The sequence below is a fragment of the Enterobacter sp. BIDMC 27 genome, assembly GCF_000534415.1.
GTDB classification, from domain to species: domain Bacteria; phylum Pseudomonadota; class Gammaproteobacteria; order Enterobacterales; family Enterobacteriaceae; genus Enterobacter; species Enterobacter hormaechei_C.
Window position 1 is genome coordinate 1,475,160 of record NZ_KI973178.1, and the last position, 16,527, is coordinate 1,491,686.

General features: G+C 56.9%; 17 protein-coding genes. 7 read left to right on the forward strand and 10 right to left on the reverse strand.

Annotation, left to right across the window (positions count from 1 at the left end; all coding sequences use genetic code 11):
* The first annotated feature begins 146 nt into the window (after positions 1–146).
* The 3 genes from L463_RS15540 to L463_RS15530 are packed head-to-tail and all read left to right on the forward strand — an operon-like array spanning position 147 to position 2,747.
* A complete protein-coding gene (locus L463_RS15540) occupies positions 147–617 on the forward strand; it encodes a MarR family winged helix-turn-helix transcriptional regulator (RefSeq protein WP_015572576.1) in 471 nt (156 codons plus the stop codon).
* On the forward strand, positions 614–1,681 hold the full coding sequence (locus L463_RS15535) for an HlyD family secretion protein (protein WP_086524236.1): 1,068 nt from the start codon (positions 614–616) through the stop codon (positions 1,679–1,681). The genes L463_RS15540 and L463_RS15535 overlap by 4 nt, the downstream gene beginning before the upstream one ends.
* A complete protein-coding gene (locus L463_RS15530) occupies positions 1,671–2,747 on the forward strand; it encodes a DUF2955 domain-containing protein (protein ID WP_015572578.1) in 1,077 nt (358 codons plus the stop codon). Before L463_RS15535 ends, L463_RS15530 begins: the two co-directional genes overlap by 11 nt.
* Here L463_RS15530 and L463_RS15525 read toward each other — a convergent pair.
* Entirely contained in the window at positions 2,744–4,015 is a 1,272-nt protein-coding gene (locus L463_RS15525) for a DUF445 domain-containing protein (protein WP_015572579.1), read from the reverse strand. The genes L463_RS15530 and L463_RS15525 overlap by 4 nt on opposite strands.
* Positions 4,016–4,184: 169 nt before the next feature.
* Between L463_RS15525 and L463_RS15520 the strand changes: the two genes are divergently transcribed.
* On the forward strand, positions 4,185–4,472 hold the full coding sequence (locus tag L463_RS15520; protein WP_015572580.1) for a BrnT family toxin: 288 nt from the start codon (positions 4,185–4,187) through the stop codon (positions 4,470–4,472).
* Positions 4,459–4,761, forward strand: coding sequence for a BrnA antitoxin family protein (locus L463_RS15515; protein WP_017694570.1), 303 nt, complete (start codon positions 4,459–4,461; stop codon positions 4,759–4,761). The genes L463_RS15520 and L463_RS15515 overlap by 14 nt, the downstream gene beginning before the upstream one ends.
* 28 nt (positions 4,762–4,789) lie before the next feature.
* Here L463_RS15515 and L463_RS15510 read toward each other — a convergent pair whose 3' ends face one another.
* Positions 4,790–5,428 carry a LysE family translocator gene (locus L463_RS15510; RefSeq protein ID WP_032673114.1) on the reverse strand — a complete coding sequence of 213 codons (639 nt, stop codon included), beginning with the start codon at positions 5,426–5,428 and terminating at the stop codon, positions 4,790–4,792.
* A 38-nt stretch (positions 5,429–5,466) separates the two neighbouring features.
* A complete protein-coding gene (locus tag L463_RS15505) occupies positions 5,467–6,219 on the reverse strand; it encodes an AraC family transcriptional regulator (RefSeq protein WP_015572582.1) in 753 nt (250 codons plus the stop codon).
* Between the two features lie 153 nt (positions 6,220–6,372).
* Between L463_RS15505 and L463_RS15500 the strand changes: the two genes are divergently transcribed.
* On the forward strand, positions 6,373–7,743 hold the full coding sequence (locus L463_RS15500; RefSeq protein ID WP_017694568.1) for an NAD-dependent succinate-semialdehyde dehydrogenase: 1,371 nt from the start codon (positions 6,373–6,375) through the stop codon (positions 7,741–7,743).
* 177 nt (positions 7,744–7,920) lie between these two features.
* Here the strand turns inward: L463_RS15500 and L463_RS15495 are convergent, their stop codons facing one another.
* Positions 7,921–8,466 carry a YfaZ family outer membrane protein gene (locus tag L463_RS15495; RefSeq protein ID WP_006810254.1) on the reverse strand — a complete coding sequence of 182 codons (546 nt, stop codon included), beginning with the start codon at positions 8,464–8,466 and terminating at the stop codon, positions 7,921–7,923.
* Positions 8,467–8,877: 411 nt separating this feature from the next.
* Between L463_RS15495 and L463_RS15490 the strand changes: the two genes are divergently transcribed.
* On the forward strand, positions 8,878–10,236 hold the full coding sequence (locus L463_RS15490) for an esterase-like activity of phytase family protein (protein ID WP_032104666.1): 1,359 nt from the start codon (positions 8,878–8,880) through the stop codon (positions 10,234–10,236).
* A 54-nt stretch (positions 10,237–10,290) separates the two neighbouring features.
* On the opposite strand, the gene yjiA is transcribed toward L463_RS15490, so the two are convergent.
* The 6 genes from yjiA to hpaB all read right to left on the reverse strand — a co-directional run bounded on the left by yjiA (position 10,291) and on the right by hpaB (position 16,369).
* Positions 10,291–11,244: a GTPase gene (gene yjiA / locus L463_RS15485; protein ID WP_032104667.1), complete on the reverse strand. Its 954-nt coding sequence runs from the start codon at positions 11,242–11,244 to the stop codon at positions 10,291–10,293.
* Between the two features lie 10 nt (positions 11,245–11,254).
* Positions 11,255–11,458, reverse strand: a complete 204-nt coding sequence (locus L463_RS15480; protein ID WP_003856610.1) for a YbdD/YjiX family protein — start codon at positions 11,456–11,458, stop codon at positions 11,255–11,257.
* Between the two features lie 65 nt (positions 11,459–11,523).
* Positions 11,524–13,677 (reverse strand): carbon starvation CstA family protein, encoded by a 2,154-nt coding sequence (locus L463_RS15475; protein ID WP_032104669.1) that lies wholly within the window; start codon positions 13,675–13,677, stop codon positions 11,524–11,526.
* Positions 13,678–13,901: 224 nt separating this feature from the next.
* A complete protein-coding gene (locus tag L463_RS15470; RefSeq protein ID WP_032104670.1) occupies positions 13,902–14,159 on the reverse strand; it encodes a DeoR family transcriptional regulator in 258 nt (85 codons plus the stop codon).
* 120 nt (positions 14,160–14,279) lie between these two features.
* Entirely contained in the window at positions 14,280–14,789 is a 510-nt protein-coding gene (locus L463_RS15465; RefSeq protein WP_032104671.1) for a 4-hydroxyphenylacetate 3-monooxygenase reductase subunit, read from the reverse strand.
* Positions 14,790–14,806: 17 nt separating this feature from the next.
* Entirely contained in the window at positions 14,807–16,369 is a 1,563-nt protein-coding gene (gene hpaB, locus L463_RS15460; protein WP_010427196.1) for a 4-hydroxyphenylacetate 3-monooxygenase, oxygenase component, read from the reverse strand.
* Positions 16,370–16,527 lie beyond the last annotated feature (158 nt).

Here is a 16,527-nt window from a genome sequence, read left to right on the forward strand (position 1 = left end):
CCGTTGCGGGCTGATGCCCTCACCCCGACCCTCTCCCATAGGGAGAGGGAGAACATCGTTTCGCAATTCCTGCGCTTTAACTTCTCGTTTCTTGATACTTATCCTGATAACTATTATCGTAATGGCGTACTACGAGAGGATTCCCCATGAGTGAAGAAGATCTGTTTAGCCGCAGGCCGATGGGCATGCGGATGGCGATGATCGTGCGTCAGTGGCGCGCAGTCATCGACGACGCCATTCTCGACACCGGGTTAACCCAGTCGAGCTGGACGGTGATGATGCAGCTTCATCAACTTGGGGATAACGTCTCGGTCAGCGAGCTGGCGGAAGTGCAGGGGATTGAACTGCCTCCGCTAATGCGTACGCTGACACAGCTGGAAAAGCAGGGCTACCTGCTGCGCACCGTCTCGCCGTATGACAAGCGTATCCGGCTGCTGACGCTGACGCCTGAGGGAAAAGCCATTCTTGAAAGGCTCTCTCAGGTGATTGAGACGTATCAGGCGCGCGTATCGCAAAACATCGCGCCGGAACATCTCGATATTTTCAGCGCCACACTCAATCAAATCGCCTGCAATTTGCGGACAATCCGCGAAGAAGATAATAAGACCGAAAAATAATGACTCCTGAACAAAAGTTTGCCCGCTGGGTAAGGGTGAGTATTGCCTCTTTCCTGCTGATGTTTGTCTACTTTATCGTCGCGGATATCTGGATCCCGCTGACGCCGGACTCCACCGTGATGCGCGTGGTGACCCCGGTGTCTGCCCGCGTCTCCGGGTATGTGGCGGCGGTACATGTCCACAACAATAGCCAGGTTAAGAGAGGCGATCTGCTGTTTGAACTCGACGCCACGCCGTTTCGCAATAAGGTCGAAGCGGCGCAGATTGCGCTGGAACAGGCGCGTCTGTCTAACGATCAGCTGGACGCGCAGATTGCCGCGGCGCAGGCCAGCCTGAAAACCGCGGTGCTGACGGCGCGTAATGACAAAGTTACCTTCGACCGCTACCAGAAACTGAGTACCTTGCAGAGCGTGTCGCAGGCGGATCTGGATAAGGTCCGTACCACCTGGCAGAGCAGCGAGCAGTCCGTCAGCTCGATTCAGGCGAATATTCATAACCTGCGCATTCAGCGCGGCGAGCAGGACGAGCACCACAACGTGACGCTGCAAAAATACCGTAACGCGCTGGATGAAGCGGAGCTGAATCTTGGCTGGACGAAGGTCTACGCCGAGGCGGACGGCACGGTCAGTAACCTGCAATTAAGCCCCGGTTTTTACGCCTCGTCCGGTTCGGCTGCGCTGGCGCTGGTGAACACCCGGATCGATATCGTGGCGGATTTCCGCGAGAAGAGCCTGCGGCATACCCACCAGGGGACCGACGCCGCCGTGGTGTTCGACGCCTTCCCGGGGCAAGTTTTCCGTGCCCACGTCACCAGCAGCGACGCGGGGATCCTCGCCGGACAGGAGGCCGTAAACGGTCAACTTTCTGAACCGGAAACCTCCAACCGCTGGGTGCGTGATGCCCAGCGTATGCGCATTCACGTGGCGCTGGACGAAGCCTTACCGAAGTCGCTGCCGACCGGCGCGCGCGCCACCGTGCAGCTCTACAATAGCGAAGGGCCGTTTGCGCGATTCTTCTCCGGGATGCAAATCCATCTGGTTAGCCTGCTTCACTATGTCTATTAGCACCCTGGCGCGGGTATTTACCCCGCACGGCAACATCGTCTATACGGCAAACGACTTTCGCCAGACCCTGCGTATCGTCTTTGCCGGGATGATTGCGCTCAGTATTTCGAGTTTCTACAACACCAGCTATGGCGTGTTTTTTGTGGTCTATCCGATCATGCTGCTCTCGCTGGTGCCGGTGTTTAACCGCCACGTGGCGAAGCAGTTTATCTTCAGCGCCTCGCTGAACTGCATCGAAATGGTGTTTATCATCGGCTATCTGTCCCAGTGGCCGGTCATTATGACGCTGGTGGTGTTTGCCCTGTACGTGATGCGTTTTCGCTTTATGAGTAAGGGGCCGCTGTTCCTGTTCGGCTCGATGGGCGTGGTTTGCCAGAGCGTGATGCTCAACTTTATGAGCTACCCCACCACCAACTGGCACACGCTTTTATTCTCTAACATCGAAGCGAGCGTAATGGCGGTGTGCCTGAGCGCGCTGATGAACTACCTGCTGCCGGACGTGGAGCCGCGTAAGCCGCCGCCGCTGATCGAGAAAGATGACGCCCGCGTGCGCCACGAGTCTCTGCTCTCGGGCACCGTGGCGACGCTGATTTTCGTGGTGTTCCAGATGAGCGACTTAAGCGATTCGCTTTCGGCGCTGATGGCGGGCATTCTGATCCTGTTCCCGATGCACTATCGCGGCTCGGTTATCAGCTCCATCTGGCGCGTAGTCGGCGTGGTGCTGGGGTGTCTCTATATCCTTGTCGTCCAGCTTATCCTCTACGATCACAGCAGCCATATGCTGCTGATGATGCCGCTGATTGGCCTTGGACTGGCGTTTGGCGCGCGTCTGCACGTAATGGAGAAGGTCGGCGCCGGGGTAGGCTTCGCCAGTATCACCACCATCGGCATTATGTTCGGGCAGAACATGCATCCGGACAGCGACCTGGTGTTCAGCGATCTGTACCGCATCACCTCCGTCACCTTCGCGCTGGTGGTCACGCTGACGATGGTCTTTCTGGTGCACCTGATCCTGAACCGCTTCGAGGCGACGCGCTACGTTATCGCGCCGCCAAAAGCAGATTAATGCCCCAGCACGGCGGGCAACTGCGAGAGCAGAAACAGGATCAGGCCAATTGTTCCGCCCACCAGGGTACCGTTAACGCGAATGAACTGAAGATCTTTACCGATATTGAGTTCTATCTGGCGTGACATGTCTTTGGCATCCCAGCTTTTCACCGTGTCGCTGATATGGCGCGTCAGGAACGCGGCGAAATCCGGCGCCACGCGGTGCGCGGCCTGCTCCAGATGCTCATTCAGCGACGCCCGCAGGCTGGCGTCGTTGGTCAGCGTTTCGCCAAACCACAGCCCGGCGTTGGCGATACGCTGCTTCACGCGGGAATCATCGCTCTGCATGTCATTTTTCAGCCACTGGCGCAGGTCAGCCCACATTTCCCCCAGATAGCGGTTAAAGGCTTCGTCATTCTTCAGGTAGTGTTTGATATTCTCGGCTTTCGCCGTCATCTCCGGATCGTTTTTCAGATTGTCGATGAACTTGATCGTGGCGCGGTCAAACGCCTGACGGATCTGGTGCGTGCGGTCGTGGCTGATATCGTCCAGCAGCGTGTTCACCGCGTTCGACACCATCTCCGCGCTTTGATCGCCCAGCCACTCGGTGGGCAGCACCATCGCCTTGCGCGGATGCTCGGTCTTAAGCCAGTGGACGATCTGGTCGGCAATAAATTCCCGCGTGCTTTCCCGCTGAATCAGGGTAATCAGGCGGTTGATGATGGCGTCCAGCAGCACCTGGTGACGGTTGTTTTTGGTCATGCTTTCCAGCATGACGGCGCTGGTCTCGGTTAGATCGACCTTGTCGATAGCCTTGTGGACGGCGCGTTTGAGCAGGCGCTGAATGCGCCCATCGTCGGTAAGTTCCAGAAAACCGCTCATCACCTGCACCAGATGCTGCCCCACGCGCCGGGCGTTATCGGGCTGGCTGAACCAGGTCCCAATCATCTGTGCGGGCTCGTAGCGACGGATAAGATCGACAAGGGATTGCGTATCGAGAAACTTTTCCTGCACGAACTGGCCGAGATTGTCGCCGATGCGGTCTTTATTGCGCGGGATAATCGCCGTATGGCGCGAGATAAAGGGAATTGGCACCCGGCGGAACAGCGCGACAACGGCAAACCAGTCCGCCAGCGCGCCGACCATCGCCGCTTCGGCAATGGCCTTTACGCCGCGCACCCAGAAGGTTTGCGGCAGGAACAGGGTGGTGATAAACGCTGCGACGGCAATCAGCAGCAGCGACAGCGCGAGAAGCTTGGCGCGTTTGAGTTCGGTATGTTTTTCCATGGGTTAAGGATAGAGGGATACGGGGGAAAAGTGCAAAGCTGCACGAGGCCAGTCATCTCACTTTCTGGAATGCTCCTTCAGAAATCAAATCAAAACATTGTCTTTTTCGTTCAAATACTGCTCTGTTTGTATATGCTTTTTTGTATATACAATCAGGGAAGGGTACACTATGCCTATAGAGTATGAATGGGATAGCAATAAGGCGAAAAGCAATCTGCAAAAACACGCCATTCGTTTTGAAGATGCAGTTCTGGTTTTTGACGATCCCTGCCATTTGTCTGTTCAGGATCGTTATGAAAACGGGGAGTTTCGCTGGCAAACCATTGGTCTTGTACAGGGTGTTATTGTCATTCTGGTCGCGCACACGGTACGTTTTGAAAGCGGGGATGAAATCATACGTATCATCAGTGCGCGTAAAGCGGATCGTAAAGAGAGGAGGCGTTATGAGCATCGTTAAACATAAACGCGGTAGTGCACCGGAAGTGAGTGCCCGCCGGGAGGCTGAACTCAAAGCGCTGGCGGATAAACCCGACAGGGAAATTGATTACAGCGATATACCGGCCACGGAGGATGATCGCTGGGCCGGTGCCGTGCGGGGAAAATTCTATCGACCGCTCAAAACTCAGGCATCAGTACGCATTGACGCCGACGTGATGGAGTGGCTTAAACGGCCAGGGAAAGGTTACCAGACGCGGCTTAATGCCATTTTGCGCGAGGCGATGCTGCGCGATCAGAACAAAAAATAACACAGGCAGCGTCAGGCTGCCTTTTCTCTCAGAGGATTTTTGCCACTACCCGCCACAGCACCCACCCACCAAACCCCATCAACACCACCCCCCCCGTGCGCTCTATCAGCCAGAGCGAACGGCTGAGCTTTCGCTGAACCGCCGGTAACCCCATCAGCGATACCAGCGCCAGATCCCATACCAGCACCACCATCACCATCCAGACGCCGCAGGTCGCCTGCTGAAGCAGTGTGACGTCCGGCCCGAGTAACGCTGTCATTAGCGCCAGGTAGAACAACGCGTTTTTGGGATTTAACAGCGCCGAACCCAGCCCCAGCAGGATCTGCTTACGCAGAGAAGGGCAGCGCTGGCGGGTTTCTTCCAGCGCCAGCGGCTGCGGGCGGCTGCGCACAAGATGCGAGCCAATCCACAGCAGGTACAGCGCGCCGGACAGTTCGATAAGCGTAAACAGCCACCCAAACTGGCGCAGCGCGCTCCAGCCGATAATTACCAGTAAGATATATAACCCGTTACCTGCTGCGATGCCGAGACACAATCCGGCGCTGCCGCGCAGCCGGTAGCGGGCGGCGTAGCCTACCAGCAGGAAGAAATCCGGGCCCGGGCTTAACAGGGCAACAAAATGCGCCAGCGCCAGGGCAAGAAAGGCGGAGGGAAATAACAGTTCCATAGCGACCTCAGTGACAAATCTGAGGTCACCTTACGACGTTACGTATCCTGATTATTGTCTGATATTGATCGGCCCGTGGCGTACTGGCGCGGCGTGGCGGCGGTATAGTTCACGAAGGTCTTATGAAAATGACTCTGGTCGGCAAACCCGCTCTGGTAGCCCACGTCGGCGATATCATCCCCCGCGCGCAGCCGCGCTTTGGCGTACTCCACGCGCGAAATGTTGAGGAAACTGCCCGGCGTCAGGCCGGTATCCTGCCTGAAAGTGCGGATCAGCGTCTCCTTGCGCAGTGAGAATCGTTGGGCGAGTTCGTCAAGGGAAGGCGGTGCGGCAAGGTCGGAGAGTAACGCCTGCTGAACCTGCTGACTGGTTGAGCGAGGTGCATTCATCTCACCCGCGCAACGGGGAAGGGCAGAAAGCAGGGTCTCCACGGATGCGGAGGACATCGTCCCGACAACGGCAAGAAAGTGCTTAAAGAGCGTGGGATCGCGAATAACCTGTAGCGCCAGGGGAAGATCGGTGTCGATATAGAGCATATGGTAACTGCGCGGCTTCCCGACAACGGGGTTGCAGCTGTGCGGGGCATAAGCCGGGATCACGATAAGATCACCGGGATCAAGAACGTACGCATTGCCATGACTTACGCAGCAGGTCTGGCCTTCCACAATCGCGCCGATGGAGAGCTGTGGATGGCAATGACGTTTATATGCCCGGGTGCTTTGCCACGTACTGCGCAGCTCAAGGCCTGCTGCGCGGTTAAAGGTCTGGCGGATGTGGCGGGTATCGGTCATAGGAACTCCATTGATGAGCATTTTTTATACCATGTCTGCGCATCGCCTGGCAGCGTCTTGTTAAGAACCCTCCGTATATACCCAACTTTACCTTCAAAGCCAGTCAGATTGACTACCCTTAATACCCTAAGCGGTAAAACAAGGAGATTCGATATGGCTTATCAGACAGTAAATCCTGCCACGAACCAGCTCATCAAAGAATATCCCTCTCACACTGACGCAGACGTTGAAGCGGCGCTGAAGGCAGCCGATGCGCTCTATCATTCCGACTGGGCGAAAGGCGACATAAGCCAGCGCCTGCCGGTGCTGCATAAGCTGGCGGACCTGATCGACGAACGCGTGGAGGATCTGGCGAAAATCGCCAGTCAGGAGATGGGTAAGCTCATCGAACAAAGCCGCGGCGAAGTGAAGCTGTGCGCGCAAATCGCCCGCTACTATGCGGACAACGCGAAGCAGTTCCTGGCCCCGGTGAAGTATGACTCTGAACTCGGGGAAGCATGGGTTGAACATCACCCCATCGGCGTGCTGATGGCCGTCGAGCCATGGAACTTCCCGTACTATCAGCTGATGCGCGTTCTGGCGCCAAACCTGGCAGCGGGCAACCCGGTGATCGCCAAGCACGCCAGCATCGTGCCGCACTGTGCAGAGACCTTTGCACAACTGGTACGTGAAGCGGGCGCGCCGGAAGGGGCGTGGACCAACCTGTTTATCTCGTCCGAACAGGTGGCGAACATTATCGCCGACGATCGCGTACAGGGGGCGGCGCTGACCGGTTCAGAAAAAGCGGGTAGCGTGGTTGCGGCACAGGCTGCGAAGCACCTCAAAAAATCGACCCTGGAACTGGGCGGGAACGATGTCTTCGTGGTGCTGGACGATGCCGACCTGGATAAAGCCGTGAAGATCGGCGTTAACGCGCGGCTGAACAATGCCGGGCAGGTCTGTACCGCGGCGAAGCGCTTTATCCTGCATGAAAAGATTGCAGACGCCTTCCTGAGCAAATTCACCGAGGCGTTTAAGCAGGTGAAAATTGGCGATCCGCTGGACGAAAGCACCACGCTGGGGCCTTTGTCATCCAAAGACGCGCTGGAGACGCTAACTAAACAGGTTAACGAGGCGGTGAAAAATGGCGCGAAGCTGCACCATGGCGGCAAGCCGGTTCAGCGTGACGGAAGCTTCTTTGAGCCGACCATCCTGACACATATCTCGCGCGATAATCCGGCGTACTTCGAGGAGTTCTTCGGTCCGGTAGCGCAGGTTTACGTGGTGAAAAGCGACGACGAAGCGGTCGCACTGGCTAACGATTCCCACTACGGTCTGGGCGGCGCGGTGTTCAGCCAGAACATCGAGCGCGCGAAGAAAATGGCGTCGCGCATTGAGACCGGGATGGTGTACATCAACTGGCTCACCGACACTGCGGCAGAGCTGCCGTTCGGCGGCGTAAAACGTTCGGGTTACGGACGCGAGCTGTCGGACCTGGGGATCAAAGAGTTTGTGAACCAGAAGCTGGTGGTCGTTCGCAAGTAATGCGGTAATAAAAAAAACCTGCCATCCGGCAGGTTTTTTATTAACGGTCGCATCGCCTTTCTTGCCGGGTGGCGCTGCGCTTACCCGGCCTACAATGTGCAATAATTTTAATACATTGCACCCTTCATTGTAGGCCCGTGCAAGCGTAGCGCCGCCGGGCGAAACGCGCAAACAGGCTTAGAAGGACACTCCACCGCCTACATATGCACCATCGATCAGCGTGTGGTTTGGACGACCGTCTTTACCGTCTACGCTCACGTGGCGATAGCCCACTTTCAGCGTGACAGGTTTGACTGGCGTCCAGCTTACGCCGCCGTTAGCTTCAACATAGTTCTTCACGCTGTTGTTCAGGCCGTCTGGCGCCACATAACCTTCACCAAACACGTGAATGCTGTCCGTAAGCGCAACGTTAACGCCGCCGCCAATCGGGAATGCCACGCCGTTATCGCCTTTTTTCGGGCCGATGTAGATGGCTTTCGCGCCAGCATTCAGCATCACCGGACCCACTTCCAGGTTGTAGCCTGCCCCAACGCCGCCGGTCTGGGTACCGTCATCGGTGTTTTTCAGCCAGTTGCTCTCCGCATACAGGCCGGATGAGGATTTCCCCATTTCCAGATTGAGGTTAGTAAAGTTTTTACCCTGCTCAATGCTGCCACCCATGGCCAGTGCGGAGCCCGATACGGCGGTCAGAGCAGAAAGGATCAGGATGTTAAGTTTTTTCATGAGTGTTTCCTCGTCATTAAATTAATCTGAGGGCACCTTAACAAGCGATGTTTATGACTGCAAATGTGATATGTATCGCATTTATATGCTGTTTGTGTTGGGTTTTTGAATGGTAAATGTTGATGAGTTGTTTATATGGCAAATCGTCAATGTCCAATACATTCGCGTTTAGGGACAGTTTACATTCCTGGCTAAACGTAAAATGAACGAGGCGCAAATAGTCCTTCGCCATGAATTAATTGGGTTTCTAATAATTTCCAAAAGTATTTCAGCTGACACAGATAAAGACAGAGGTTTACATTTCTGGTGATTGATATACGTCCGTACGCGCCGCTTCGTTGCCATTACATGTCATTTTTCTGACACCTTTCTTCATTACGTTGTTGGCTTCACTTACTGGATGCTAACAATATGAAAAGAAAAATTATTCCTGTGCTAGTCGGTTGTGCGCTCTCTTTCTCTGGCCTGGCGGCACAGCCAACCGCGGAGCGCTACGTCGTCAGCTTTCCCGAAGGCGCGCATGTCAAATACAGCGGTGCGTTTGCCAGCGCATTCCCGAACGGGCTCCCGGTGGGGATTGGTTCGGGTTTGTTATTCACGGGCAAGCAGGGCGATGCGCTGACGTTTGCGACCGTGACCGATCGCGGTCCTAACGCGGATTCGCCAAAAATGGGGAAAAACGATGCCAAAATCTTTGTTACCCCGGATTTCGCCCCGCTGCTGATGACGATCCGTGTGCTAAACGGCAAAGCGGAGGCCGTGGACGCGCGACCGCTGCATGATGATAAAGGCGAGATCAACGGCCTGCCGCTGCAAAGCGGCGTGATTGGATCTACCAATGAAGTCGCGCTAAGCGACACCTTAAAAGTGCTGAAAGGCGATAACCGCGGGCTGGATACGGAAGGCATCACGCCGGACGGGAAGGGCGGCTACTGGCTGTGCGATGAGTATGGCCCGTTCCTGATTAACATCGACGGGAAAGGGAAAATCCTCGCGATCCACGGCCCGCAGGCGACGGAAGGGGAGAAAGCCATCGCAGGTGGTCTGCCAAACGTTATCAAATGGCGTCAGGCAAACCGGGGCTTTGAAGGGCTGACCCGCATGCCGGACGGACGCATTATCGCCGCCGTGCAAAGCACGCTGGATATCGACGGGAAGAGCAAAAAACAGGCGCTGTTTACGCGTCTGGTGAGCTTCGATCCGGCGACCGGGAAAACCGCGATGTACGGCTACCCTGTCGACAGCGCGGCCTACAGCAAAAACAGCGACGCTAAAATCGGCGACATAGTGGCGCTGGATAACCACACCATCCTGCTGATTGAACAGGGCGAGGATAAAAATGACGCAATGCGTAACCTCATCTACAGGGTTGATCTGAGCAAGGCGAGCGATCTGGCGGCCTTCGACAAGCCGGGCGAATACCCGGAGTTTGATGATGAGAAAACGCTGGCGCAGCGCGGCATCACGCTTGCGGAAAAAACGCAGGTGGTCGATCTGCGTGCGCTGGGCTGGCAGCAGGAAAAGGCCGAAGGGCTGGCGCTGATTGACAGCAAAACGCTGGCAGTGGCGAACGATAATGACTTTGGCGTGAAGGTGGCGATGCAGAAGCCAGTCGAAGGCAAGAAGCTCAAGGATTATCGGGTGAACGCGCAGGGGGCGCTGAAGCTGGATGACAAACCGGTTGAAACCACCCTCAGCGTGAAGCCGTTGAAGAAACCGGAGTCCGACAGCGAGCTGTGGATTGTGACGCTGCCGGAGGCGTTGAAATAAGTTCCCCCTCACCCTAACCCTCTCCCCGCGGGGGAGAGGGGATAATCGGTGCGGTTATTTCTTCAGCCCCGCAAACGCTGCCCGAATTTCCTCTTCCGGCAGCTGTATTCCAATAAACACCATCACGCTGTGCGGCGCTTCATCGTCCCACGGGCGATCCCAGTCGGCGCTGTACAGGCGCTGCACGCCCTGGAACAGCAGGCGGTTCGGCTCGCCGTCGATCCACAGCATCCCTTTATAGCGCAGCAGCTTGTCGGCAAATGACAGCAGCAGGTTCTCCATCACGCGGGAGACCTCGCTGATGTCCACCGGGTAGTCCAGCTCCACCACAATCGACGTCACGTCGTTTTGCTTGTCGGACATAAAGTGGAAGCGCGGTTTCGCGGTGACGTTCTCTTCCAGCATAAAGCCGTTGGTGTTGAACAGCTGAGCGAGATCGATATCGCCATGCGTCACCGTGTAAATGGGCGCACGCGAGTTGATGCGCGTCAGGCGCTCGCGCAGTTTTTCACTTTCACCCGCCACGTCGGTTTTGGTCAGCAGGATGCGGTCGGCGTAGCCAACCTGGGACTGGGCGATGGTGAACTGGTTCATCTGCTCGTCGGCGTGTACCGCATCCACCAGAGCGATGACGCCGTCCAGCAGGTAGCGCTGGCAGAGGATCTCATGGGAGAAAAAGGTCTGAATAATCGGGCCGGGGTCGGCCATGCCGGTGCACTCGATCACCAGTCGGTCGAAGTCGATGTCACCGCGATCGCGGCTGTCGAGCAGGTCCAGCAGGGCGTCTTCTAATTCGTTAGAGCGGGTGCAGCAGATGCAGCCGTTGGTCAGGGTTTTGATCTGGGTGGCGCGGTCGCCAATCAGCTGATCGTCAACGGAGACTTCGCCAAATTCGTTTTCGATGACGGCGATTTTGAAGCCGTGCTGCTCGTTCAGAATGTGGCGCAGCAGGGTGGTTTTACCGGCGCCGAGGAAACCGGTCAGCAGGGTAACGGCAATCGGGGTCATGGTTTCTCCTTTAGCAGCAGCGGACGCCGCCTTCTCCACTTCCGCCGTAGCGCGCTTCCTGGCGCTCGCGGAAGAATTCAGTGTAGGTCATGTACGGCTTATCCGGATGGTTGGTCTTCATATGCTCAACGTAGTTGTCATAGTCCGGAATGCCAATCAGCATTTTCGCCGCCTGACCGAGGTATTTTTTTGCTTCGCCTAAGTTACCAAACATTGAGGGTTCCAGATAGAAGAAGCCCGGTGGCGCTACGCTTACCGGGCCTACAGTAACATGCTTAATTAATGGTGTGAGGAGGTCTTCACGCCGCCTTCCGGCACCGGTACGTACGGGGTCTCTTTGTCCGTACGGCCCTCAACGTTACGCACTTTCATCCAGGTTTTGATGCCGTAGAAGATAATGCTGTACACCACCACCAGGAACAGAATGCTCAGACCCGCGTTGGTGTAGTTGTTCACCACGATATGGTTCATGTTGGCAATCTGCTGCGCGGTCAGATCCGCGCCGCCTGCGGCAATCTTCTCTTTGTACTGGTTAGCCATGAAGAAGAAGCCTTCCAGCTGCGGGTTGGTGCTGAACAGTTTCAGACCCAGCGCCCAGGTAGTGCAGAGCAGCAGCCACAGCGCAGGCACCACGGTGACCCAGATGTATTTGGTGCGTTTCATCTTCACGAGGACAACGGTACCCAGCACCAGGGCCACAGCCGCCAGCATCTGGTTAGAGATACCGAACAGCGGCCACAGGCTCTTCACGCCGCCCAGCGGGTCAACAACGCCCTGATACAGCAGATAACCCCACAGGCCTACGCAGCCCGCAGTGCCCAGAACGCCGGCCACCAGAGAGTCGGTTTTCTTCAGGAATGGCACGAAGTTACCCAGCAGATCCTGCAACATGAAGCGGCCTGCACGCGTACCGGCATCCAGCGCGGTGAGGATGAACAGCGCTTCAAACAGAATGCCGAAGTGGTACCAGAAGCCCATGTCCGCCCACGGCAGCACTTTGTGGAACACGTGTGCGATACCCACCGCCAGCGTTGGCGCGCCACCTGCGCGGTTCAGCACGGACGGTTCGCCGATGTCTTTCGCTGTCTGCATGATCTGCTCGGGCGAAATCACGAAGCCCCAGGAGCTGACGGTCGCCGCCGCGTGCGCGCTGGCGTCTTTCAGCTGTGCCAGGATCAGCGCGGTATTTTCGCCGCCCATCTCATGCAGGTTTGGCATGGTAATGCCGAGACCCGCCGGCGGGGTGTTCATCGCAAAGTACAGGCCAGGCTCGATAATCGACGCCGCAACCAGCGCCATGATCGCCACGAAGGATTCCATCAGCATCGCGCCGTAACCGATGAAGCGCGCGTCGGTTTCGTTGGCCATCAGCTTCGGCGTGGTGCCGGAGGCGATCAGCGCGTGGAAGCCAGACACGGCACCGCAGGCAATGGTGATAAACAGGAACGGGAACAGGGCGCCTTTCCACAGCGGACCGGTACCGTCAATGTACTGCGTCACCGCCGGCATTTTCAGCTCCGGGTTGATGATCACAATACCAATGGCCAGCCCGACGATAACGCCGATTTTCAGGAAGGTTGCCAGGTAGTCACGCGGAGCCAGAATCAGCCACACCGGCAGCAGCGCTGAGATGAATGCGTAGCCGATCAGCGCGAAGGTGATGGTGGTGTCTTTAAAGGTCAGCGCCGGACCCCAGTACGGGTCGTGCGCAATCACGCCGCCGAAGTAGATGGAGGCGACCAGCAGCACGATACCGATGATCGACACCTCGCCAACGCGGCTAGGGCGCAGGAAGCGCATGTAGATGCCCATGAACAGCGCAATCGGTACGGTAGAGCAGACGGTGAAGACGCCCCACGGACTTTCGGCCAGCGCTTTCACCACGATCAGGGCCAGCACCGCCAGGATGATGATCATGATCAGGAAGCAGCCGAACAGGGCGATGGTGCCCGGCACGCGGCCCATCTCCTCTTTGATCATCTCGCCCAGCGACGAACCGTTACGGCGCGAGGAGATAAACAGCACCATAAAGTCCTGCACCGCTCCCGCCAGCACTACGCCCGCCAGCAGCCAGAGCGTACCCGGCAGGTAGCCCATCTGCGCAGCCAGCACCGGACCGACCAGCGGACCCGCGCCTGCAATGGCGGCGAAGTGGTGACCAAACAGCACGTAACGGTTGGTTGGCACGTAGTTCAGGCCGTCGTTGTTAATGACCGCCGGGGTGGCGCGCGTCGGGTCGAGCTTCATGACCTTCTGCGCGATGTACAAGCTGTAGTAGCGATAAGCCACAAGATAGACGGAAACCGACGCGACCACGATCCACAGGGCGCTGACGTGCTCGCCCCGGCGTAATGCGACAACCGCCAGACAGAAAGCACCGATGATCCCGAGTATGGCCCAGGGCACGTGCTTAAGTAGTTTTTTAGTATCCATAATAAGACCTGGTTTTTTATGTAAAGTAAAGAAAAAAGGGTCAGGGTTCGTTGTGAGGAGGTGTTGATTAATGCTGGAGCGATCGTGCCAGATCCTCGCGCGTGTAAAGCACGGTAAATAGGTGAGTGGTTGAAAGCGATGCGTGAGCGGTCAAAAGCGAGGGTAAGTGGTTAAGGCTCACCCCCGGCGGAAGAAAATATGTGATTGAGATCACTGAGAATAATCTAACCCTGCGGGGTTTCGTCGTTTGCTTCAGGGCAGTGCGCGCGGCGGCAGGGCTGATACGCGGGCAGCAGCTGATAGCGCCCTTTGCCGTCGTGTTCAATAATCGGGGAAAGCGCCTGTAAATCGCGGTACACCGTGCGTTCGGTAATGCCAAATTTATGCATCAGATCGCGGCGATTAACGCTTCCGTTGCGGTGCAGGGAAATAATGATTTCAACCAGACGTTCAGCCGAGCGGCTTCGGGGTGAAGGGGCCATAAGACTTTCCAGCGTTAAGGGGGCGGCTGACGACGTCGCCAGCCGCCCCGGAAAATTTATCTTATGGATAGTTAACGGCGCACCTTTGCGGAAACCTTAACGTTTTTTTGTGCATCGGGATCAAACTGCGGCTTCCATCTCTATCATCACCGGGTGGAAACGGCGTTTGAAGTAGATCAGGCCGTGCCCCTCGCTGCTGAGGATGATGTTCTTAATCTCCACAAGGTAGACCAGATGGGTGCCGATTGTTTGCACCTGGGTTATCTCACCTTCCAGGCTTGCCAGAGCGCCTTTCAGCACCGGCTGCGCCAGCGGTCCTTTCTGCCAGCAGGATAGAGCAAAGCGCTCCTCCATTGCCATGCCGGTCATCCCGGCAAAGTGGCGAGCCATGATCTCCTGCTCATGGTTCAGCACGTTGACGCACAGTTTGCCGTTGCCCTGGAAGACCGGGTTCATGGCGCTGTTGGCGTTGATGCAGACCATGACCGAAGGCGGGGTGTCCGTGACCGAACAGACGGCGGTGGCGGTAATGCCGCAGCGACCCGCATCGCCCTCGGTGGTGACCACATTCACCGCCGCCGACAGGCTGGCCATCGCGTCGCGAAAACGCAGGCGTTCTTCAGATTGCATTGAAACCTCCCGCTGCGTTATTTCAGCAGCTTATCCAGCATGTTGATATCAGTGTTGTTGTGCAGGTGCGGTACGGTCCAGCCGTGCTGGTCGTACTCGGACATGCAGCGGTCAACCATCGCCATCATCTTGTCCATGTTGCCTGAGCTTTGCGCCTGACGCAGGCATTGCAGGCGGATCTCATCCTGGCTACCGGAGTAGTTGATTTCGTACAGCTCGTGACGTCCGCCAAACTCGCTGCCGATGGCATCCCACATCAGTTTCAGAATCTTGATGCGTTCGACATGATCCATCCCGTTGGAGCCGCGCACGTACTTCGCCAGGTACTGGTCGATCTGCGGGTTGTTCAGGTCCCGCGCGCTGGACGGCAGGTAGATCAGCCCGGAGGTCACGTTACGTTCGATGATGTTCTTGATCTTCGCATAGGCCATTGGCGCCATCACGCGGTAGGTCTGTAACGCCGCGTGGTCAGGCAGATACGCGCCGTTTACCCACGGAGTGGCTTCGGAGCACATGGAGTCGCTCAGCGCCCAGAACATGTTGCGCCATGCCACCACTTCGCCGAGATCCGCCTGCACGCCGCGGAACTCGAGGGTGCCGGTACACTCCAGCGACTTCTTCAGCAGAGCGGTGATGAAGTCGAGCTTCACTGCCAGACGCACGCAGGCCTGAAGCGGGTACATGCGGGCGAAGCCACCTTCCATCGTCCAGCGACGGCAGCGGTCGAAATCGCGGTAGATCAGCACGTTTTCCCACGGGATCAGCACATGATCCATTACCAGAATGGCGTCGTTCTCATCAAAGCGGCTGGAGAGCGGGTAGTCGTACGGAGAGCCTGTCGCCCCTGCCACCATCTCGTAAGAGGCGCGGGAGATCAGCTTCACCCCTTCGGCATCCATCGGCGCGACGAACATCAGCGCGAAGTCCGGGTTTTCGCCCATCACCTGCGCAGAGCCGAAGCCGATCATGTTGTAGTGGGTCAATGCCGAGTTGGTGGCCACCACTTTCGCGCCGCTGACGATGATCCCGGCGTCGGTCTCTTTCTCCAGCTTGATGTAAACGTCTTTCACCTCGTCCGCCGGTTTATGGCGATCGATCGGCGGGTTGACGATGGCGTGGTTAAAGTACAGGCCGGTTTCCTGAATACGGGTGTACCAGTTGCGGGCGTTCTGCTCGAACTGACCGTAGAAGGCAGGGTTAGCGCCGAGCGCGCAGCCGAACGCGGCTTTGTAATCCGGCGTACGCCCCATCCAGCCGTAGCTCAGGCGCGACCACTCGGCGATGGCGTCACGCTGCTGGCGCAGATCGTCGGCACTTTTCGCCACGCGGAAGAATTTATGGGTGTAGCCGCCGCTGCCTGTATCGGTACCCCAGCAGAGGGTATCCTGCATGTCTGGCTTGTGCAGGGCATCGTACATCTGGGCGATGGACGCCGCCGCATTGCGAAATGCCGGGTGGGTAGTGACGTCCTTAACGCGCTCGCCGTAGATATAAATCTCACGGCCATCTTGCAGGCTTTTTAAATACTCTTCACCGGTTAACGGACGTTTGGCATCAGCGCGGAAATCTTCAGGCTTCATAGGGACCTCGTATCGGAAGATGGTTGTTAAATTTATGTTTTGTTTTTGTTGTTTAATTGAAGCTTGAGACGGGCGGAACGTGAAGGGACGATTGGGACAACGGCAGGTACTTTTCGGGTGAGAGGTGGTTTTGTGATCTGTGCGGCTTTTCGGCGGGT